This is a genomic window from Pedobacter sp. MC2016-05, from assembly GCF_026239735.1.
Taxonomy (GTDB): Bacteria; Bacteroidota; Bacteroidia; order Sphingobacteriales; family Sphingobacteriaceae; genus Pedobacter.
In genome coordinates this window covers 210,756-234,095 of the sequence record NZ_JAPIVT010000002.1, presented here as the reverse complement: position 1 = coordinate 234,095, position 23,340 = coordinate 210,756, and the positions used below count along the sequence as shown (strand labels likewise).

General features: G+C 40.3%; 13 protein-coding genes. 8 read left to right on the top strand and 5 right to left on the bottom strand.

What is annotated here, in order from left to right; translation table 11 throughout:
* Positions 1-103: 103 nt before the first annotated feature.
* The 4 genes from OQZ33_RS04010 to OQZ33_RS03995 all read right to left on the bottom strand — a co-directional run bounded on the left by OQZ33_RS04010 (position 104) and on the right by OQZ33_RS03995 (position 6,921).
* The gene (locus tag OQZ33_RS04010) at positions 104-1,876 is read right to left on the bottom strand and encodes an alpha-L-fucosidase (RefSeq protein WP_265797772.1); all 1,773 of its coding nucleotides are present in this window, start codon (positions 1,874-1,876) and stop codon (positions 104-106) included.
* 674 nt (positions 1,877-2,550) lie between these two features.
* Positions 2,551-4,125 carry a S41 family peptidase gene (locus OQZ33_RS04005; protein WP_265797771.1) on the bottom strand — a complete coding sequence of 525 codons (1,575 nt, stop codon included), beginning with the start codon at positions 4,123-4,125 and terminating at the stop codon, positions 2,551-2,553.
* 57 nt (positions 4,126-4,182) lie between these two features.
* Positions 4,183-5,106 carry an AraC family transcriptional regulator gene (locus OQZ33_RS04000; protein ID WP_265797770.1) on the bottom strand — a complete coding sequence of 308 codons (924 nt, stop codon included), beginning with the start codon at positions 5,104-5,106 and terminating at the stop codon, positions 4,183-4,185.
* A gap of 267 nt (positions 5,107-5,373) precedes the next feature.
* Positions 5,374-6,921, bottom strand: coding sequence for an IS1634 family transposase (locus OQZ33_RS03995; RefSeq protein ID WP_265797769.1), 1,548 nt, complete (start codon positions 6,919-6,921; stop codon positions 5,374-5,376).
* Between the two features lie 806 nt (positions 6,922-7,727).
* On the opposite strand from OQZ33_RS03995, the gene OQZ33_RS03990 reads away from it, so the two are divergent.
* Together OQZ33_RS03990 and OQZ33_RS03985 are read left to right on the top strand one after the other, a co-directional pair.
* Positions 7,728-8,333, top strand: coding sequence for a hypothetical protein (locus OQZ33_RS03990; protein ID WP_265797767.1), 606 nt, complete (start codon positions 7,728-7,730; stop codon positions 8,331-8,333).
* Between the two features lie 101 nt (positions 8,334-8,434).
* A complete protein-coding gene (locus OQZ33_RS03985) occupies positions 8,435-9,007 on the top strand; it encodes a DUF2490 domain-containing protein (protein WP_265797766.1) in 573 nt (190 codons plus the stop codon).
* A gap of 631 nt (positions 9,008-9,638) precedes the next feature.
* On the opposite strand, the gene OQZ33_RS03980 is transcribed toward OQZ33_RS03985, so the two are convergent.
* On the bottom strand, positions 9,639-10,268 hold the full coding sequence (locus OQZ33_RS03980) for an RNA polymerase sigma factor (RefSeq protein WP_265797765.1): 630 nt from the start codon (positions 10,266-10,268) through the stop codon (positions 9,639-9,641).
* A 267-nt stretch (positions 10,269-10,535) separates the two neighbouring features.
* Here OQZ33_RS03980 and OQZ33_RS03975 point away from each other — a divergent pair, with 267 nt between their 5' ends.
* The 6 genes from OQZ33_RS03975 (at position 10,536) to OQZ33_RS03950 (ending at position 23,288) form a co-directional block, all read left to right on the top strand.
* Positions 10,536-11,561, top strand: coding sequence for a FecR family protein (locus tag OQZ33_RS03975; RefSeq protein ID WP_265797764.1), 1,026 nt, complete (start codon positions 10,536-10,538; stop codon positions 11,559-11,561).
* 221 nt (positions 11,562-11,782) lie between these two features.
* Positions 11,783-14,989, top strand: coding sequence for a SusC/RagA family TonB-linked outer membrane protein (locus tag OQZ33_RS03970; protein ID WP_265797763.1), 3,207 nt, complete (start codon positions 11,783-11,785; stop codon positions 14,987-14,989).
* A gap of 16 nt (positions 14,990-15,005) precedes the next feature.
* On the top strand, positions 15,006-16,700 hold the full coding sequence (locus OQZ33_RS03965) for a RagB/SusD family nutrient uptake outer membrane protein (protein WP_265797762.1): 1,695 nt from the start codon (positions 15,006-15,008) through the stop codon (positions 16,698-16,700).
* A gap of 242 nt (positions 16,701-16,942) precedes the next feature.
* On the top strand, positions 16,943-18,748 hold the full coding sequence (locus OQZ33_RS03960; RefSeq protein ID WP_265797761.1) for a hypothetical protein: 1,806 nt from the start codon (positions 16,943-16,945) through the stop codon (positions 18,746-18,748).
* A 32-nt stretch (positions 18,749-18,780) separates the two neighbouring features.
* A complete protein-coding gene (locus tag OQZ33_RS03955; RefSeq protein WP_265797760.1) occupies positions 18,781-20,199 on the top strand; it encodes a family 43 glycosylhydrolase in 1,419 nt (472 codons plus the stop codon).
* Between the two features lie 248 nt (positions 20,200-20,447).
* Positions 20,448-23,288, top strand: a complete 2,841-nt coding sequence (locus tag OQZ33_RS03950; protein WP_265797758.1) for a glycosyl hydrolase 115 family protein — start codon at positions 20,448-20,450, stop codon at positions 23,286-23,288.
* Positions 23,289-23,340 lie beyond the last annotated feature (52 nt).

Below are 23,340 nucleotides of genomic sequence, written 5' to 3'. Positions count from 1 at the left end.
AAATTAAATTGGTAATTCTAAAAGACCCATACATCTTATTAAACGGTTTGTAGCGAGGGTATGAGCAATAGTAAAAATTCAGTTTGAATTATAACTTTGTTGGTTATTCAATTTTAAACACGACCGAGGTTCCATATGGCATCATAGGAGGACAAGTAACAATTAGCCCATCAGCCTGCTGTTTCCACTGCAACTTACCTTTATAGCCAAGCATACTTATTTTTTTTATTGTTTTCCCAAGGTAGGATTCATTACTACCAAGTGATTTAATCTTTAGTTTATCTCCTGTTTCAGGGACCATCATACTGAAAACATATAGAGCACCATTTTTACCTACTGTAAACCTGAAATCCTGTTCTCCGAACTTAAAGTCGGCATGTTTGCGCCTTAATGCTCCACCAGGAAGCATTTTCAATTTTCCTTTTATCAATTCCCCTTCTCCTGGAATTTTCCAGGCATGGCTTCCGTAAACGGCTTCTCCATTTCGACGCATCCATACACCTACCTCTTTTAGCATCTTTAAGCTACCCTCATCCAGAGATCCATCAGGAAGTAGGGAAATGCAAAGCGCCGCATTGCCATCTCTAGCGATTGCCTCAGTGACATATCTGATCATCATTCCCGAATCGTAGGTAAAGTCTGGTGCATAATACCAGTCTCCAACTGGAGCTTCGGCTATCCACGCTTGATCGGTTTTGATCTTATCAGGAATGGCAAATTCTTCTGTAGTGACCGTACCATTGGTCTTATCTCGAAATTTCACAATGCTGAAGGTATTGACCTTTCCACGATGTTTTAGCGTCCGGTTATAGTAATCGGCAATCACGCTCTGCATGGCATCAGCTTTATAACCAGTACCGGTGCCATTACCTGTAAATGGTCCCTGTACAGTGCCGTCTGTATAGATAAAGTCAGGGTTATAGTTTTCTACAACATCCATCATACGTAATGCCCAATTGTTGGCATACCATTTGGCATAATCGAGGTGTCTGCTAAAAATCCCTGGTGATGGGGGAGACCATGGACTGTGTGATTTTTCTGCGACGCCTTTATATTCACGCAAATCAATACCGTATAACATCCGGGGGTCATAACCTTCCCACCATTTTCCCTTACCGTCTGCAAGCCTCAGGCTTCCATCATACGGAATTCCTTTTTTGACTCCTGTGGTATCACTTCCAAATGCAGTCTGCCACCACCACCAAGTATATTCATGATGGAATGTAATCCCGTAGCGAATATTGTTCGCTACGCAGGCTTTTGCCCATTCTCCGAGCAGATCGCGTTTGGGTCCGATATTGACCGAATTCCAAGGCTGGTAACGTGAGTTCCAAAGGTCATAGTTGTCGTGGTGCACCCCTTGGATCATCAGGAACCTGGCTCCAGCGTCCTTGTATATCTTCGCAAGTTTAGCAGGATCAAGTTGTGTGGGATTCCAGTCGCGGAGGATTTCCTTATAGCCAAATTCTGAAGGATGACCATTTTTTTCCAGATGGTTTTTGTAGGCTGGCGTTCCTGGGGTATACATCTTTCTGGCGTACCAATCGCCGCTTGCACCCGAAGCCTGTGGCCCAAAATGAACCCATATTCCAAATTTAGCATCTCTTAGCCAAGCTGGAGTACCTGGGTAATTTGCCTCTATGGATTCCCAGGTAGGCTTGAATGGGCCTGGAAAAATGGGTACACCAAGTTTGACCTCCGCAAATGAATTCCAGTCGCCCATCGGCAAACTATCGAATTGACCTGGTGAAGGGATCATCGGTATTGGCAATGCCGCTTTCATTGGGCTAACCTTTGTTTGAGCCTCCGACTGTTGACAAATACAGCAAAGTAAAATAGCGATGTAGCTGCAAGCTACTTTGGGGAGTTTTAACATTTGGCGTAGAATTATACAGTTTATATTGGTTTTAGTTTGCCATGAAGAAATTTATATAAACTACTTCAATGCCGGCAAAATGATAAGCGTTAAATTAACATTTATTTTTTACTAAAACAATTCTTTTTATAATTGTACTTCTACGCTAATTTATTTATGGTTTTAAGCAATTTAAGTGCAGATTCTTTCATAAACAAGCAAAACAAAAAACCATTTTCCCAAAAGATAAATATTGAAGATAGAGATAAGCCAATAATCTTAATAGAAATGGCTGTATTTGAGCTCTGAAAAATTTTTAAAAAAAATATAATGAAGGGCGGTATTAATTTTTTTACTTATACAATCGTCATTTCGATAATATAGAGGTTTGCCTGCATTGGAACAGTCAGAAAGATCAGAAAAGCAATTTAACCTCGATTTTGCCTGGGGCTCGGTTGATATGATTATCAAGTTGAAAATTGGTCCATCTATCCTCATGGACACAACACCGTTAACACCATATTAATCACTCAAGAGACCATGTGAAATACAAGGATTGTCCGCAATATGTTTACAGAGGCTACAAAAGCTAAGTTAGCACGTCGGAAACTTGGTTATGACCTTTAAGTTCTCGAGATAAACTTATATAACCACGCTATTCTTTTCATCGATAGCGTTCTAATATGAGTCTTGCATTATTTTTTTTGTTCCAGTTCAAGTACTTTGGCAAACATCGGGTCATGCTTTTGTAGAAAGCCCATTCCATAAATGTCCTCTTTGGTCGTTGTCCGTAGGTATAAATGATCAATGGTGTACTGAACGGGATATTCCACATGATTCTGAAAGATATCATCCACCTTTTTAATGTCTGTTAAATCAATCTGAGGTTCAACCCTAAAGATGAATTTGCTATATGGCAACATTATCATCAATGTACTTGCCTGAAGACCACCCAACAAATCCGGCGTCTGACCAATGCTAATGAGCTGTTCACTATTCTTCGCCAGACTAGAAAGGTTGCTGGCCGAGGAATAGATGAATTTATCTTGAAGCACATATATTTTTCCCTCAAAAGGTAAGGTTACGCTGTCTGGCACAACAAAATTAAAATCCTGTTTGATGTAGTACATATCCTGCGATTTCAATGTGGGCACCTCCGGATCAAAGGTATAGGTACTGCTCTTTAAGACAGAATCTTTATTGATATGATAATGTGCCTGGATATAAGGACTGAAATTTCTCGCAACGACTACCTTTTTCTTTAAAGTATCCTGAACCAACGTGCTCAGGAATTTGCTGTAAGTATTATCGCTTCCCCCACCATTTCCTCTGATATCAATCACGATACCTGTTATTTTTTTGTGTCGGAAAGCAGCCATCAAGCGGCGTTTAATGGTATCTCCAAGTTCTTCTTTCATGGCAGGAATTTTGGCATAGAAAATACCCGTTGTATCAAAATAATGGGTCACTACAGTATCTGTCTGACTGAGATAGCCGTATTCGTTATTTTTCTTGATTTGATAGGTAACAGTATCCTGTTTAGCGATATTCAATAGATGCCTGTTGTTGTTTTTATCGGAAAAGACAAGATTAAGCACACCATTTTTATATATTTCTGCCGGCCAGTAAAAATTTTCATCATATACCCTGTTTCTTAACCTGTCCCAACGTAAAGGAGAAACGAGTGCGGTAAGTGTTTTGACGAAATCATGAATATTTTTACCGTTGCAACTCAGAAGTTTCATTCCTGATGGATACCTTTTCCCTTTGTAGCTAAAACCAAGCAGATTATAATATTCCCCTGAAGTATAGATTAGGTTGAGTTCCACCTTAGCATAATATGCCTCTTTTAAATATTTGACATATTCATACATGTTGGCTGTACTAGCACTGTCAAACGATACCAACTTGGCCGGGATCCAGTATTTTTTCACGATATCGAGCAAAGTTGAATTTAGCTGGCTGGTATGACCATCCTGGGCAACATTTAGAGTTTTTTTAATAATCTCCAGGTATTCACCCATGGATGTTTTGGGCTTGATTCGCTTTTTGAGCTGCGCAGACAGCTGGTCAAAGTCGATACCGCGTACTTCCTTGTTATAATAGATGACCGGGCTTGTTTGTTTAATGTAATATACTAGCGAATCATGCTCTTTGAGCATTTCTGAATAAGATATTTTAGTTAGTTTTATTTTGCCATCAAGCTGGGCCTGTGCAATCAGAGAATCAGCAAAGAGAAAATAGATAACGATATAAACGAAGTATTTCATGAGTTGATTTTTTCACAAAGAAAATCAACATCAATTTGGAAAAATTGTAAAAATCGTTCAGCGATGGTTTTTGTTATTGTATATCCAGGCCAGATCGTTTTGCTCAATGGAAATCTTGTTTAATAGTTGCTTCGGCGAATAGCCGGAAAATGACCTGAAATCTTTTATAAAATGGGCCTGGTCATAGTAAAGATTAGCATAGGCAACATGTGTCAAGGCCTGTTTTTCACGAAGAATTTCATTAAGGATATTTCTGAAGCGATGAGTATTCATGAAGGATTTAGGGTTCATGCCTATATTGTTTTTGAATAGGCGGAAGAGTGTGGGAGCGCTCATCCCAAGTTTTTTAGCCAGTTTTTCAGTAGTTAAATTTTGCTCACTACCTCTTTTTATAAGATGTAATGCTTCTATCATCTTTTCCGATTGTCTGACATTTAAGTTTTCCAATAGCAAGGTTTCTAATTTCTCCGCTCTGCTTAAAAGATTATTCTCATCAAATAATTGTTCCAGAAAAAAATCACTCTTTTGTGTAAATATATCAAATACATGATCTATAGCTAGTAAATCTTCAAAGGACTCTCGGGTAAAAACACGCAAGGCAGCAGGCTCAAATAGAATGCAAATTTGATCCAAAGCCGAACTAATATTAACCTGAAATGGCATTTTATGAAATCCGAACAATCTGCTTTTGAAACCGACATTACCCGGTGTAATGATGCAATTATTGGATTTTGAATTGCTGGTATAATCGATTGTATTTTCCTTATAAATGGCTAGACAAAGATTGTTATTTGGAAATGTGGAATAGCTTAAAAAGCCCGGATCTGTTTTTTTAAAAAATAAAAAATATTGTACGTATTTTTTTAGAACTTCGTTCCTGGGCTTGATAATTATAGATTCCATTGTTAAATAGGCAATGTCGTGAGGGTGAACAAAAGCACTCAAAAATAACAAGATCATTTTACTTTCTGCAATATTCAAATCAAAGCCTTCGTTTTTTGAGGGAATAATTTTGTAATGGAGGTCAATTGGTCTTTGAAATTTGATCGTTTTTTCAGACGTAAATCTTAGTGGAAAGCGTTTTGGCTTGCCAAAAATGCAAGATATTTGTATTCAAACTACTTAGTATAAGGTACAGTATAAAGAGCGGGACTATCAAAATTTCTTCCTCACTTTCGATCATTGTAAAATTGAGTTGCAGCGAATCTTGAGTTGCTAGTTTTACTTATTCCTGACTTCGCCAATGCGTCACCCAAATTGAGATTTCCAAAAATCATCGGAAAATAGTGGTTCGATTGCTTTCTGTCTTTCGGTAATAATCATTGTTTTACTCATGGTTTTTCCGCTGTTTGGTAATTTTATTTTCAGTGTGGTGACCGTCTTAGCAACTTCCAAGACCTTATCTACACTGATCTTATACCGATTTTCCTTTAGTATACGTTCTAGTTCCTTATATACCTTATAAGCTGCAAAACAGATACATACATGAGCTTCCATTCGTTTTGGAGTAAAGTGGAACATCGGCCTCATTTCAATCGTCCCCTTGGTAATCCTAAAAGCACGTTCAACCTGCCACAAACTACTATATTGATCGTAGACCTCTGCAGCGGGTAAATCAGTATTAGTAATGTACCCCTTCAATCCATCCCATTTAGCATCCTCTTCTACATTACTTTTGTCTATCGTTACCTGGACATCTTTTGAAATCACCAGGAACTTGTTATACCCGCGCTTGTTTATATTTTCCTTAGAAATGGTACCTGCCTTAAATGCTTTCTCCAAACGATTAATTCCCTTGATACGGTTATGAGCATCCTTTTTTGCTCGTTTTTCAGAGTAGCCTACTATCAATCTTCCATGTGCAACCGTTGTTTCATTAAAATGACCTTCGACCTTATCAAGCGACTGCAACCAATCTCTTTGTATCTTATTCGCATTTTTTATGCGTGCACCTATAATATACTTGTATCCCTGTGCCTTAAGAAAATCGATATTCTTCTTGTTTATTAATCCAGAATCAGCGACCAGCACAAAATCATCCAGCTTAAATCGTCTTACAAAATCATCTACAATGGGAATCATAGTGTGCCCCTCATATTGTGTACCATTAAACATAGAATAAGATAAGGGGTATCCATCCTCGCTCACTAATAGCCCTAATACGATTTGAGGTTGGCTGTGCTTACCATCCTTAGAAAAACCAGGCTCCCTAAAGCCATCCCCATAATCTGACTCAAAATAAAGTGTGGTTACATCATAAAACATCAAGCCAATTTTCCCTCCCAATATCTTTCTGGTATGTTCAACGCTGATTTTTTGAATGGATTCCTGTTGCGTATTATAGAGCTTATCCATATACCTATAGATTTTACCCAAATGAAGATCTTCGTTAAAATGTGCCTTCAGGTATTCAATTGTTGCAGATTTGCTCATAGGCTGATCTAATCTTGAGATGACCAGTTGTCTCAGGATATAATCATCTATCGCATCATATCCAATTGAATCATATACTCTATTTAATATGAGCTGAGTGCCATTGTGAAGGATATTTTCAATATTGGAAAGCAGGAGATTGGTAACGTACACTTCATCTGTCTCCTGGGTATGCTGCTCGAATAAATCTTCTCCCTTCACCTGATTATCTGCCCAGATCTTGCCTTCCTTGTAAAAACGTTCAATCTCCGCCTCATCCCTAGAGACAACAATTGTCTTAACCTCCTTAAATTTACCTTGAACCTTAACCGCTACAACAATGCTAGTGGTGCCAGAACGATTCCTTTTTTTGCGGACAAACATCCCTAAAGATAGTTCTTAATCGCCTTGCGTCACCCAAATTGGTGATGCAAATAATGTAACTAACATAAAATCAGCGCATTGAAAAATTACTTAAAAAATCATGGCGAAGTCAGGAGCGAATCTTGAGTTGCTAGTTTTACTTATTCTGTGAAATGGATTATAGCCTAGCCAATAAGCTTTAACCTCTATGGATTTATTTGTCAAATCTAGAAGGTAGCTTCCATTTCTATCTGTCTGAATTTTGTTATTTAGATTTGAGCCCTGAATTATAGCGCCAAATAATGGAATGCCATGGTTAACATTGACTTTTCCGAATGCAGAGGTTTTCCTGGTTTAGATTTAACCCGTAGGAGGCTATTGTATTTCCTAGTGATTAAACATGAACTGATAATGCTAAAAGTGCTATCAAAGGTACCACAAAAAACTTCGACTATTCTGTTTAATTCCCATGTATTAAATTAGATATATTAGCGAAATCAAATATTAGTTTTTTGGGCTGCATGCTCTAATTGACCTTCAATTGCCTCGCTAAATCAAATGGTTAACTAATTTTTGTTCCATCCCAGGGATTGCATTTCAATGATAATTTTTGCTGCAATACAAATTTTAAATTAAGTCTGCAATATATGGGTTTGAGGGTAAAATAATGACTATAACACTCCCAATTTATAATGAATTAAGGTAGGCCATAATCTGGATTCATTATGATAAATTTATTTTTACTACAACAATTAAGGCGGGTTATTGTTTATCGCTGAATAGTTCTGAGGATGTGATCTAATGAAATTTGATAAAAATTCGTCAAGATGATAAATGATAAGTATTACAACAGATTGCGTGTTAGTTTAATGGTGTCAACTTTTATTTTCCTGCTATATCCCAATAGCTTATCTGCACAAAACAAGATTGAGAGGGAATTTAGAATAAAGCCTGGAAAAGTTCCCAAATCCGCTTTGAATTATGTTACGCAGCTTTTCCCTGCTGGCAAGATTAAATGGTATGTAGAAAAAAGTGAAAGTGGTGAGAGTATAGAGGCTAAAATAAAGACAAACCGAACCATTTACAGCATCGAATTTGATAGGATGGGCAAACTTCAGGATATAGAAACCATTGTTAGCTTTGATTCGTTACCAGAGAAGGTACGAGGGGCTATTAACGAGGGATTAAAATCGAAGTTTATGCGAATTAAAATTCTGAAGGTTCAGCGTCAATGGAGTGGATCACCAGAAACTTTGCAATTGCTGCTTGCAGGAAAAAATTCTTCAAGAAATTATATGACCAGATATGAAATTGTACTCAGAGGTATCAATATTAAAAGCACATCGGACTACGAAGTATTGTTCGACGATCAAGGGAGACTAGTTAAAATATTAAAGATTATAAATCAAAATAATCCACATTTACTGTACTAGATCTTATGAGGTACTACATACTACTGTTTCTTTTATCTGGTTTAAGCCTAATCTGTTCGGCCCAAAACCAGTTTGGAATATCTCCTGTTATCAATGCATCTATGAAACTAAAAAATGATTGGAACATTAACTCGAAACTAGAGGGCCGCCAGCTCTTAAATCAAAATCCTTTTCCGGAGAATAAAAAAGAGCAAGTATTCGAACGGCTTGACTTTGAGGTGGTGTTAGATAAAGCCCTTAACTCTTCAAATGACTTAGGTATAGGCTATTTGGTTAGATGGGAGGAAGGGAAATTTATTCATCGTTTTATTCAACAATATGCCTATACTAAGAAACTATATAGCTCGAAAATGAGTCACCGTTTTCGAATTGATCAGACTTTAGAAGATGCTGAGTCTCCTCAGTTTCGCTTGCGCTACCGAGCAAGTTGGGAAAAGCCACTCAGCGGATTACAGGTAGACCCCAAGGAATTTTATCTGAAACTCAATAATGAGTATCTAGGGGTGTTACAAGATTCAAAGACAAATATGGAAGTTCGTGGACTTGCAATTATTGGCTATACAATTGGTAAGGAAAATAGAATAGAAACCGGGGGAGACTATCGAATGGAAGAAATATTTGGGAATATAAGTCACAAAGTATTTTTAAATATTAGCTTTTACCAAAACTTCTGACAATATGTATTTTTAACGGCTTGAATTCGAAAAGATTGCTATCAAATTTTTTGTCAGAATTATTTTTATTGCAATTTTCATAGTTTTTCCGATAGGGTATTTGATAATAGGTGATTGGCTCGAAAGCTTGCCTATAGAATATGTTTACGGTGGTGGCATTTTGCGTTTGCAGGCTTGTTAACCTTTGTGACGGCTTGGATAGCAAATACATCAAAATACTTATCGCTATCAGAATAAACCCCATAAAATATCTTAAAAACCATAGCTACACATAGATCTAATTTTTTGTTTATTAGAATTTTGTATGATTCTGATAGGGCTTAGCAAAAAACCTTTCTCATTATTCCCATGTTTTCTGAAATACTTTTTAATTGACTACCCAATCTCCATTAATTTTTAATCTAATAATGGCCATTCATCATTACTAAAACTCATCTTCAAAAACCTAAAAATGGTTATGATTAATGAGATGAGTTTATGAGACTTGTGAAAAAATCAGCTAGGATTTTATGTGCTTGGGTTATCTTTTTGAATTCGCAAATTTAGATTATCATCAAACAAGCGAATAGTGATAATGAGTAAAGGATATGATGACAAATTGACCATCCTTTTTCATAAAAGTTTCAATCAATTAGCGAAAATTAAATTGAAGGAATAAGATCGTGGCAGAAGCCAACTTAATGATCAGCTCTTGAAAATTGGATACTTTTCTGTATTGATGCATTTCTTTACATAGTCTGTTCATCGCATTATAGACATGGGTATGAACCGTTCGGACTGATATATTGAGTATTTCAGCTACTTCAGCGGATTTCAATCCTTCCTCCTTTACCAGTTTAAAGGCAAGCTTGGTTTGTAGCGGAAGACCATCAATAGCAACATCAAGCTTCATCCGGAGTTCTTTTTTTTCCAGATCCAGATCTGGTCGATAAACACTGGATAGCTCCCCCTGAACATCGTCAATATTTACAACACGCATCTGTGCTGATTTTTTCCAATGATTGATGGCTTTATTTTTAATCAGGGTGAGCAAATACACTTCTGGTTTATTAATATGGTTTAATGCGGCCCTGTTAACCCAGCACTGCACAAACACATCAGATACAATCTCTTCGGCTTCTTCACGACTAGCTCCATACTGCGTGCAAAAACGGATAAATCTACGTTGAGTCAAATGAAAAAGCCGCTCAAAAGCTTTCGCATCATTTCTGTACCGGATCTCGTTCCAGCACGCAAGAATATTTTCCTGTTTCTCCGTCATTATTTAACTCATTATTGGAATTCTCAAGAAGATCCCCACGTTCTGGCAAGATCGTAGTGGGTTGATATCTGGTTATAATTTTCTCTAATGTATGCATTTTTTTATTATAATGGTCACTCTCCTTAATGCTATGATAAATTTAAGCTGCACATCATTTTTAAATCCCCAGCAGAAATTGCGCTCTAAAAAAAGATAAAAAAAATTAGAAAGTGTATACGTAAATCGGGTTTGAAAATTGTCTATACCATAATCCATTCTAACCAAATTATGACCAGCGAAGAATTTGTCCGTTTGATCACTGCTGAATTTCTTGAGGAAATTTCTCAGGCTGATAGAGAAAAACTAGATAGTTTACTTTCTCAGGACCCACAACTTTTGCAGGAGTATCATTCAATAAGGAATTACTTGCTGTCAGCTCAGATAGAAGAACGGGAGAATATTGCTTTATACAGAAAAGTACAGTCAAAGATTGCCACCATTGAGCAGGGCTACCAGGTGGAGAAAAAAAGAAAATTCAACTGGCTTCTGCGAATTGCAGCTTTGACCCTACTAACATTAGGAACCTCTTATTTTCTCTGGAATGAATACAGTCCGGTTGTTGCCAGTAACCCTTTGGTATTCAGTACAGCAAAAGGGATCAAAAAATCACTGCTTCTGAGCGACGGAACCCGTGTAATTCTCAATGTGGACAGCAAGATAAAACTAGCCAATACATTTGGTCCAAATCATAGAGAAATTTATCTCTCTGGAGAGGGTTACTTTAATGTACATCATGACAGCGCCCATCCATTTATCATTCACACAGATAAAGCTGACATAAAGGTTCTCGGTACGGTTTTCAATCTGAAAGCCTATCCTAGGGATAAAATGAGTGAGACAACGTTAATCACAGGAAAGGTTCAGGTTACACTTCCAGACAGGCCAAATGACGTGATCACCCTTAAATCTTCAGAAAAGCTTATCGTTCGATATCAAGACCAGGTTTTTGGTAAAGTTCAGAAGAGTTATTCGTCACTTCCTGAGCTTACCTACTTAAACAAGGAAGATACTGCTGTCGTAGAAGCCCTCTGGAGATACCATACGATTGTATTCAGGGGAAAGACTTTTTGTGATCTATCAAAAGAAATGGAGCGGGTATATGACGTTAGCTTTGAGTTTCGAAGTGCAAAGGCAAGAGATGCAAGTTTCTCGGGTACTTTTGACCAAAAAGAGATCCGGGATGTACTGGACGCATTAGCGCTGATTGAACCCTTTTCATATTCAATAGACAACAAAAAAATCACCATATACTAATCAAATAATTAACCTTTAATAGCCAAATATGAACCAGCAATAGTGCTCCAAAAAAAACGGGGATAATATATCCCCGAATGTACCAAAGACGATTAATTAAGATAGGCTACTGTCCAAGGGAGCCTGATTTCTTTCACCTTTAACGAAGTAAAGTTATGAAATTTTTTACGCACTACACGTGTGTTAGGCAATCCTATTGCCTAAATAAATTACTATTGATTATGAAATTGACCCTCCTGCTGATTGTGGCGTTTAATTTTCAGTTGTTTGCAGCCGGATATGCACAGTCCAGAGTAAGCCTTGATTTGAAGTCAGTAGATTTCAAAAGAGTGGCCTCAGAAGTTGAGAAAAAAACCAAATACAGGTTTCTTTTTGGGGAATTTAAAATCCCTACCAAAAAATTTGATGTAGTCAATGCGCAGAATGAAGAAGTATTAACTCTGGTCACCAGACTTCTGGAAGGCACTTCGTTTACATATAGACATTTAGAAAATGATTTGATTGTCATTGTTCCAAGGGTTACGGAAAACCTCAGAGCGCTGATCACAGGAAAAGTGCTCGACGAAACCGGTCAACCCATGGTCGGAGTCACTATTAAAATCAAAGGTGTGGAAAAGGGGGGAAGTATTACGGATGCCAATGGGGCTTTCCGAATCGATGCACCTGATAATGCAGTGTTGACCATCGCTTATATCGGTTATATCACCCAAGAGATTATAGTGGGTGATCAGGAAACGCTGACTATTCGTTTGAAGCCATCTGCGGGCAATCTGACAGATGTAGTCGTTGTAGGTTATGGCACGCAGCGAAAATCTGATGTTACCGGGGCAATTTCTTCTGTCAATTCCAGCGTAATTACCAGGGCAGCAACAACGGATGCAACTGGGGCATTACAGGGACAGACGCCAGGGGCGGTCGTGGTCAAAAATGTCGGAAAACCGGGATCCGGATACAGTGTGAGTATAAGGGGAACAAGTTCCTTCACAGGAGCCAATTCTCCCCTTTTGGTTATTGATGGCATACCCACAACTTCAGGACTGAATGATATTAATCCTGCTGATATCGAAAAAATGGATGTATTAAAAGATGCCTCGGCGACCGCAATCTATGGCTCACGCGGTGCAAAAGGGGTAGTCATTATTACCACGAAAAGAGGCAAGGCAGGTAAAACCACGATCACCTATGATGGCTATCTGGGTAGTCGTAGACCTAATAATCTGCCTGAATTTTTTGATGCGACTGAGTATCGTACTTTTCTGGAAGAACAGTATTTAAGGGGCAGAGGAGCAACGGCCGCCGTATTGAATGCGCTCCCATCATACGCCAGTTCCAACACCTTCACAGACTGGCCGGGTTTAGTGCAGCAAAATGGTTTGCAGATGAACCATAACCTTGCGGTGAGTGGGGGGGATGATAAAACGCGTTTTTCTTTTGGTGCAGGGTTACTCAGGGAGGAAGGAAATGTTTCTCCGGAAGATTTCAAACGATATTCTTTCAGGGGAAGCATCGACCGGACCATCAACAATACCTTCAAAGCAGGAATTAGCTTTTACGCCAACCAAAACCTTCAAAATTTGGGCAGCTCGGAGGCTTTGCGTTCTGCATATCGTCTGCCGGCGACTGTTTCCCCTAATGATGCAGCGGGAAATCCAGTATTTAGGGTTTTGGGTGCCGATGGTGTCACAAACCCACTCTTTGATCAGTTAAATGACCTTCGGGAAAATCGCAACTACCGGATGTTCGGAAATTTGTATCTACAGGTTGATCCTGTAAAATATATTTCTTTTAGGACCAGTTTATCTCCTAATTTTTACCGATCAAGAAACGGGACGTTTTTTGATATTGAATCCAAAGAAGGTGCTGGAAACGGAAGCTATCGCGCCGGAACCTATACAACAGGTGAACAACTTACTTTGGTATGGACCAATCAGCTTACCTATGAGCGGACTTTTAATAATGTGCACAAAATAACAGCAACCGCAGTAAGCAGTGTTCAGAATGATCGCTCAGAAACTGGCTCAATATCAGCATACAACCTTCCGTTTCGATCTTTATGGTATAACTTAGGTTCTGCAACAAATACCGATCCAAATGGAACTTTCAGAGGACCAACGGTAACCTCGAATTATATTAGATTCAATCTTGTTTCAAACGTTGCAAGAGTGAACTATTCGTTCAGGGATAAATATTTATTAACTGTTTCCGGAACAGCAGACGGGTCATCCAGATTATCCGAAGGCAATAAATGGGGCTTTTTTCCATCTGCCTCATTAGCATGGAGAGCGTCTGAAGAGACATTTATCAAGAATATCTCTGCCATCAGCAACTTGAAATTCCGTTTGAGTTACGGAAAATCAGGTAATGATAGGGTTAATCCATATGATACACAGGCCACCCTGGGATCCAGTAGCTATTACTTCGGAAGTATTTTAGCATTGGGTTACTCACCAAATCGTCTGGCCAATCAAAATCTCACCTGGGAGACCACCAAAGAGATCAACTTTGGTATAGATTTTGGATTTTTCAATAACCGGATCTCTGGAAGCATTGATATGTATGACCGTAAAATAGACAATATTATCGGTAACCGTCCGCTTCCACCACCTGCTGGTTTTTCCTCAGTAATGGATAATCTCGGCAAATTACGAAACAGGGGACTTGAAGTTGGGCTGAATACCATCAACTTAAAGCTGGGCAAATTTACCTGGATGTCTGATTTTGTTCTGGACATCAATTCCAATAAAGTGCTGGAAACGGCGAATGGGCAGAAAGATGATTTGGGTAGCCTGCTCTTCATCGGACATCCCGTGCTGGTGAATTATGATTATGAATTTGAGGGAATATGGCAGACAAATGAGGCTGCACTGGCGGCAAGTTATGGTCAGCGTCCCGGTCAGGTTCGCGTTAAAGATCGTGACGGAAACGGGGTAATCAATACCAACGATAGGCAGATTATCGGTAAGCGCATTCCAAGTTGGACGGGCTCATTTGGAAATACATTCAAATATGGTAATCTGGACCTATATGTCTTACTTTATACCCGTCAGGGGGAACAATTCAATAGCAGTTTTGATGGGGGTTTCAAAAATTACAATCAAGTGTATAATCAGTTGAAAGTTGATTACTGGACAGCAACCAACCCTTCACAGACAAATTTTCAACCAGGGAATCCAGGGCCTTTTGTGAATGCAATTTACTATCAGAAAACTAACTTTCTCCGCGTAAACAACGTCACTCTTGGCTACACCTTTCCGAAAAAGTTAGTGGATAAGGTTCGCTTAAGCAGTGTCCGGATGTATGCTACGGCGAATAATCCACTGCTGTTCACGGATTATCAGGGATTTGATCCCGAGTGGGCTTCTCAGAACACATACGGTACAGCGATTAGTACATCAACATATTTATTCGGATTGAATATCGGTATTTAAACATTGACTCATTATTATGAAAAAGATATTTTATTTATTGATCACACTTCTGGTGATCAGTACAACCTCATGTAAAAAATACCTTCAGGAAGAAAACCTGAGCGGTATCACCGCTCAAAACTATTATAAGGACGCAAAAGGTTTCGAATCATTGGTTAATGCTTGTTATGCATCTTTGAAACCAATCTATAGCACAAATCCTGCGTTATTTGAATGGGGAACAGATTTAATTACCCGTGGGGAAAGCGAGCTGGTCAGCGGTGTTTCCAATGAGCCTCCAGCAATTCAGATTAATGAGTACAGGGCGCTTACCGCCGATAATTCCTACATCAGCAACTTCTTTACCCGCTCCTACAGTGGTATTCAGATCTGTAATAATGCAATAAACACTGCCGGAAGCATTCCGGATTTGACGCAGGCTCAGAAAGATCGCAGGATAGCGGAAGTGAAATTTATCCGCGCCTATTTTTACTATCTTCTGGTGGAAAATTTTGGTGCCATACCCTTGGTCCAAGAGCAGTTCACTGCTCCGGTTACACGCTTTGAACCAAATACAGAGCAGCAGATATATGAATTTATGATTTCTGAAATCAATGCCGCGCTTCCCAGCCTATCCGTAAATCCGACACAGGTAGAAACTGGCCGGGTAACGCAGGCTGCCGCAAAGCACTTTCTTTCTTTATTGCACCTGACCAGGGGGTATAAGACATTTGCAGTGAGCACAGACTTCGAAAAATCAGCCCTGTTGGCTGAAGAAGTGATCGCAAATACATCCTATGCCCTACAGCCAACATTTGCCGAAGTTTTTAGATCGGGCAATGAACGCAACCGCGAGATTGTTTTTGCTGTTCAGTATGAGCCGCTACCAGGCGGAGCCGGAAATGGGCAAAATATTCTTTTTGGCTGGAGATTATGGCGTGAAAAAGGCTTTGATGAAACTTCATCACTAAAGGACTATAATCGCCGGAGCTCTGAATTCATGCCTACACAATTTTTATATACCTTATACAATACTACTGCAGATGCCCGTTATGATGTAACATTTTCGAGCCGTTTTTTTGCGACCAAAGCAGACGTCTTAGCAACCTCTGCCGTTAAAGTCGGCGATTTAAGATTCTTCTTTCCCTATCCCGATCAGCCATTCAGTGCTGCGGATGAGGCAACGCTAAAAGTCGCTAACCCAAATGTGCAGGTAATTAGGTTTGATCAATGGAAACAGGCATTTGCTGGCATTGGTGGAGCAGAGAAATTTCCAATGATTAATAAATTCTATGATCCCACTGCCGCCCTTCCGGGAAGTAGTAGTGAAAACCTATACACCGGTTCAAAAGACGTCTTTCTGTTTCGTTTAGCCGAAACCTATCTGATTGCTGCAGAGGCTTATTTTAAAAGCGGTCAGCTGAGCAAGTCGGCAGATAAACTCAACGCAGTCAGACAGCGCGCAGCAAAATCAGGTCAATCACTGTCCATTACGGCAGCTGAGGTTAACATCGATTTTATTCTGGACGAGCGTGCACGCGAGCTGGCTGGTGAATACAAAAGATGGTTTGACTTAAAACGTACCCGCAGACTGGAACGTGCATTTAGTCAGAATATTCTGACCAAGAATGCCAATCCCGCTGGCGTTCTGGATAAATACTATCTCCGCCCAATTCCCCAGATATTTATTGACCGGAACACAGGTGGCTATCCACAGAATAATGGATATTGAGAAATTTAATTTCTTACAAAATATAATCGGCGCTGTAGGTGCAATCCATACAGTCTTGACTTTGTGACGCCTCAAGAAGTCCATGCGTTGGTTGATGCAATTTAGCATTCACTGACGCACTGGGCTTCAACGCTGCTTTTATTCTACTTGCTGATCGCTTAATAAAAACATATTTGAGCACTATGATGTACGCCCCGAAATATATAAATCGCATTGCCACAGCGCTGATAATATGGTTTTTAATGATTCCACCCGCGCTTGCGCAGTTAAAACATGCTGCGCAAATTATTGACCCTACCGAGCGAAAAGCCGGGCAGCGATTGATCCTGACTGATGCTGATGCAAAAGTTGTGGATTTGGCAGGGAAATCAACAATGCGGCTTTTTCTCGGACACAAGGCCGAGCGGGCAAAAGCAGAGTTCTCCTTTCCGCCAGTCGACTTGTCTCAATCGATCGGTATATCCATCACCCTGAAGAACTTTGGGGCAATTCCAGTTGCCATTGAGGCACAATGTTCAGATGCTAATAATCATAAACTTACCTTGGCAGATGGCGCCAAATTTTACTATCGGAGCATGATCATACTTGAGCCGGGAGAGACAGATACCTTATTGATTACCTTAAGCCGATCGGCAGACAGTCTGCCTTCATATATTGGTCGGTACTTTAAGGGAATGTACGGTCTGCCAGGGGGATATGTACGGCGAAAAGAAAATTTAAACCTAAAAAGAATTACCAATATCAGCATCTTTAAAACCCGTTCCCAACAGGATTGCGATATTGGCATCATAGCTATACGTGCCACAGGAAATTACAGTCTTCCATCGGCGTTGGTGCTCAGTGACTCTTTTTTTCCTTTCTTAGACGATTTTGGGCAGTATCGTCATAACGATTGGTCTGGAAAGGTCAAGTCCGTCCAAAATATATACGATCAGAAATATACCGAATCAGCGGAATTGCTGCAAAAGCCATCACCACGCGGGTGGGATAAGTATGGGGGCTGGGGCGATGGTCCCACATTGCATGCCTCGGGACATTTCCGGGTTGAAAAATACCAGGGCAAATGGTGGCTTGTAGATCCGTTAGGCAAACTCTTTTGGTCCAATGGCATTAATATTGTCAGTCCTTCGCAGCGTACCCCTACTGTCCAGCGGGAGCATTATTTTACGCACATCCCCCCAGATGGCGATTTTTTGCGGGCCAATCTCGTGCGTAAATATGCTCAACCATGGTCAGATCAGCTTCGTGACACCATTGCTATGGTCACTCATCAAAGGCTGAGAAGCTGGGGAGTAAATACTATGGCCGCTAATTCAGATCCTTATCTGTATCATTTTAATAAAACTCCCTATACCATTGAAATTAGATCCGGCATTTCCAATCCGCTCCCTGACAGTATTAATCGGCAGGAACTGCGCAGGGTATTTGCTCAAAAACTCAGTCGCCAGGACATTGCCCTTGCCGTAAATGATCCATGGTGTATTGGATTTTTTGTCGACAACGAACTCGGGTGGCCGGTAAAACATTCGGAAGAAGCAATAAATGATTATTTCAGTACGATACAGCAAGTGCTTGATTCGGTGGCTCCCGATAAGCTTTATCTAGGCTGCCGTACCAATAGTCCAAACTTCAGCCCAACTGCTTTCAAAGCTGCAGCAAAATATTGCGATGTGATCAGTATCAACTACTACGACTATAATGTTTCAGATTTTAATCAAACCGATGGAATGGATCGGCCGATTATCATCGGCGAATACCATTTCGGTGCGCTCGATAGGGGGTTACCCCATCCCGGACTGCGTGCAGTATCCAACCAGACCCAACGCAGTAGAGTATATGCACACTTTCTTAATCAGGCTATTAAAGATCCCAGGTTTGTCGGCGCACACTGGTTTCAGTATAGTGATCAGGTGTATTCTGCCAGAAATGATGGAGAAAATTACCAGATTGGTTTTGTGGATATCTGCGATCGGCCATATCCAGAAATGATAAATGCCGCAAGAAACATATCAGCCACGATGTATAACCGTCGGTTAAAGGATTATTAATCATAAATATTTTTTGACCTAAAGCAGAAAAAATGAAAAGTAATATCAATAGAATAATGCAGGTGATTTTAATTCTTGCCCTGTGGTTTCCTTTTACTGCCAGCGCACAGCAGCGTTACAAATATCAGGCGATTCATTCAGGTGTTCCACTCGTTGATAATAACGGCAACACCTTGAGCGCACACGGCGCTTGTATCATAAAAGAGGGTAGAAGGTATTATCTATTTGGCGAGAAACATTCAGACACCAGCAATGTTTTTGAAGGTTTTAACTGCTATTCTTCTGCTGATCTGATCAGCTGGAAATTCGAGCGTCTGGCACTTCCCAGGCAAACATCAGGAAAACTTGGCCCTAAACGAATCGGTGAGCGTGCTAAAGTCATGAAGAGCCCAGAAACGGGAGAATATGTGATGTTCATGCATGTAGATACTTTGGGTTATACCGATCAGTTTATCGGCTATGCCACATCTTCATCCGTTACAGGCCCTTACCGGTTTCGGGGTCCGTTGATGTTTAACGGACAGGCTATTCGCAAATGGGATATGGGAACTTTTCAGGACAATGACGGCTCAGGGTATCTGCTGATTCATGGAGGAGAGATATATGAACTCAGTGCGGACTACAAAAGTATTGTTAAAAAGGTCAACGGGAACATGACGCCGGGATTTGAATCACCCGCCATGTTAAAAAAGGACAATGTCTATTATTTTTTGGGCTCAGATTTGACCAGCTGGGAGCGAAATGACAATTACTATTATACATCAAATAAACTTAGCGGTCCATGGAGCAAAAAAGGGTTTTTCTCACCCCCTGGAAGCCTTACCCGGAATTCCCAGACTACTTTCGTCTTACCAATCATAAGCGCCAAAGATACTACGTTTATGTTCATGGGTGACAGATGGTCCTATCCCAAACAAGCCAGTGCAGCTACTTATGTCTGGCAACCTTTAAGTTTTATCGATACAAACCTGTCGATGTCCGAATGGTATGATAGCTGGAGAATATGCCCTAACGGCAAGTTTGTTCCAGATAAGATCATCGGAGACACGATTGTAAATAGTGATCATCACCGCATCCGATACAATGGAGAATGGCAGCTAACTAATGATCGTATTACATTGACTTCTTCAGCGGTCAAAGGCAACTCCTTTACAGTCAGCTTTGAAGGTATACAGGCTGCCCTTTATGGTTTTTCCAGTCCTTCCGGAGGGTACGTTAACATTGAGCTCACCGATGCAAAAGGAAAACTACTGCTATCAAATCTCGTAGATAATTATAGTAAGTATGCAAATTCGTCACTTAAATACATCACTCCTTTGCTTAAAAAAGGAAAATACACATTGTCTGTAATGATCACAGGCGAGAAAAGTAATTGGTCAGACAAAAGAAAAAATCTATATGGAAGTACCGGTACATCTTTCTCTTTCGATAAGCTTATCATTAAGCGCTGAAAAAGAAATATTCGGTATTGATGTTTTTAAAAAAGCCGATTTTTCAGTGTAGTTAATTCAAAGCACATCAAATATTAGTGGATTATCGCAAACAGTAAATAACAATGAACCATGCTAAAGAAAAAAATAAAATGATGAAATGCTATAACACACGATCTACATCGATTTTATACAGCGTTGATCCCATATCTTACTTCGTCGCTGAAACTATTCAATGTGAGTTTAAATCATGCATCCAAATTTTAGCCTTGATATTTTTTCTTTTCACATCACAATTTGCCCTGGCCCAAAAGTTTGAATTTAAGAGTAAGCAAAATGATCTTTCAATCGTGTATGCACCTGATGATCCTAAGCTTAACTCCATTAGTGCCAACCTACTTGCAAATGATATACAAGCCGTGTTCGGATATCGGCCAAAGGTTTATGATAACCTGAACAGCGCAAAGGGAAAAGTCATTATAATCGGTACGGCTAATTCCATGCTAATTAAGGGATTGAAAACCGAACTTTCATCCCTGCAAAGTAAATGGGAATCCTATAAGTTGGAAATTCTCAGCAATCCGGTAAAAGGAATTAATCAAGCGCTGGTGATAACAGGGAGTGATGTCAGGGGAACCGCTTACGGGGTGTTTTCGATTTCAGAAAAAATTGGAGTGTCGCCATGGTATTGGTGGGCGGATGTTACTCCGGTAAGAAAAAGAAAGCTGAAGATAGATGTCCCTCCTTATACTTCAAATGAACCAACAGTAAAGTATCGCGGAATTTTTATCAATGATGAAGACTGGGGATTACAACCCTGGGCGGCCAAAACGTTTGAACCTGAAACCGGCGACATCGGGCCAAAAACTTATCAAAAGGTTTTTGAGCTCCTCCTTCGTCTCAAAGCTAATCTGATCTGGCCGGCGATGCATCCCAGTACAAAGGCTTTCTATACCTATCCGGGCAATATTGCCATGGCCAGGGACTTTCAAATCATTGTAGGCTCTTCACATGCCGAACCAATGTTGAGAAACAATGTTGGCGAGTGGGATGAAAAAACGATGGGGCATTTCAATTACCTGTCCAACAGGAAAAAAGTGTACGATTATTGGGAGAGTAGGATAAAAGATAGTAAATCCAATAATGTCATCTATACCATGGGGATGAGGGGCATTCACGACGGCGCTATGGAGGGCGTGGAAAGCCCAGAGCAGGCCGTTCCCGTGCTGGAGAATATTTTTAAAGACCAACGGACGCTGTTGTCCAGACATGTGAATCCTGATGCTGCTCAGGTACCGCAGGTATTGACGATTTATAAAGAAGTGCTGGACAATTACGAGGCCGGGCTGAAAGTACCTGAAGATATCACGCTGGTGTGGCCGGATGATAATTATGGATATATTCAGAGACTCAGCAATGAAGATGAACAAAAACGCAAAGGAGGGTCGGGCGTTTACTATCATGCATCTTACTGGGGTCGTCCGCATGATTACCTTTGGTTATCCAGCACTCATCCTGGATTGATCAGAGAAGAAATGACTAAAGCTTATCTCTTAGGCGCACGTAACTTATGGGCGATCAATATCGGGGATATCAAACCAGCGGAATATGACCTGCAGTTATTTACTGACATGGCTTACGATATCACACCCTTTATAAAAGCTAATGATGTCAGGGTGCACCAGCAAAAGTGGCTTGGTCAGATATTTGGAGCTGAACTGGCTCCACAGCTGAATGAAATGATGTGGAAATATTATCAACTTGCATTTGAGCGCAGGCCGGAGTTTATGGGCTGGAGTCAGACGGAGCCCACCACACCAACCAAACAGAGCGGTTATAACCACACCGCCTTTGGAGATCAGGGGCAGCAAAGAGTTGATACTTATCTATCGCTGGAGGCGCAGGCCAGGAAATTAAGTAAACTTGTGCCTTCAAATCGCAAGGATGCCTGGTATGAACTCATTGAATATCCACTTACTGGCGCATCCCTGATCAACCAAAAGTTTTTGTATGCTGATAAGGCAAATTTATACGCCAGGCAGGGTAGAAAGATCACTGGTTATTTCGAAAACCTATCGCGAGGCGCCTATGAACGGATACTAAAACTCACTGAAAAATATAACGATACCCTGGCCAATGGAAAATGGAAGCATATGATGTCAATGAATCCCAGAAACCTTCCAGCATATGAGCTTCCCAAATTTAGGCCAGTCGCCCAACAGCCGGGATTATGGGGCGTTTTACCCGAAGGGGCAACTGAGGTCAAAGACAAGTCAATGCTTCCCCGCTTCGACCGAAACAATAAGCAAAAATATTTTATAGACTTATTTCTGTTGCAGTCATCCTCCGCTAAAATCAGCATCACACCCTCTGCCGAATGGATTATTACGGAGCATAAAAAAATTGAACTTCACGGCAAGGGGCAGTTTAGTCAACAAAGGTTGTGGGTAAGTGTTGACTTTTCAAAGGTTCCCAAGCATTCCATTGAAGGTATTATAGAAATAAGTGACGGTGCTGTGAAATATCTGATCAATGTGCCATTAAGTTATGGTCAGGATATATCGCAATTTAACAAACGCCTGATTTTCGCGAACGATCATCATGTTAGCCTACCTGCTGCAGCCTATGCTCGCATTTCTGCGGGGGAAAACGGAACATGGTCACTACTTAATGATTTGGGGTCTACCGGTTCATCTCTGCAGGCGCTGCCACTTGAACCTTTACCGCAGAGGGCCACTAAGGATGGTGATGATTTTAACAGCGCTGCATTCATTGAATATGAATTCCAGACATTTCAGGATACCTCTGCGGTTGTATCTGTTTTTACGTTGCCTACCCATCCCATAAACAAAACCTTGGGCATGCGCTATGGCTTAAGTATAGATAATGGGCAAATTCAGATTATGAATTTTGAAACCGTAGGAAGGAGCGAGGAATGGAAAGAAAATGTACTGTCCAATTCTGCCATTAGACAATCACCAAAGATCTGGATGAAAGCGGGAAAACATACCTTAAAAATTATCAAAATTGACCCAGGCGTAATTCTAGACAGAATTTTCGTTGATCTGGGTTCGCCCGGACTTTACGGGGTGCCCAATCAGCGGCATTGATCTTTAGCTCATGACATTATCGCCAATTTTCTTATTTCCTAGCCTGACCACA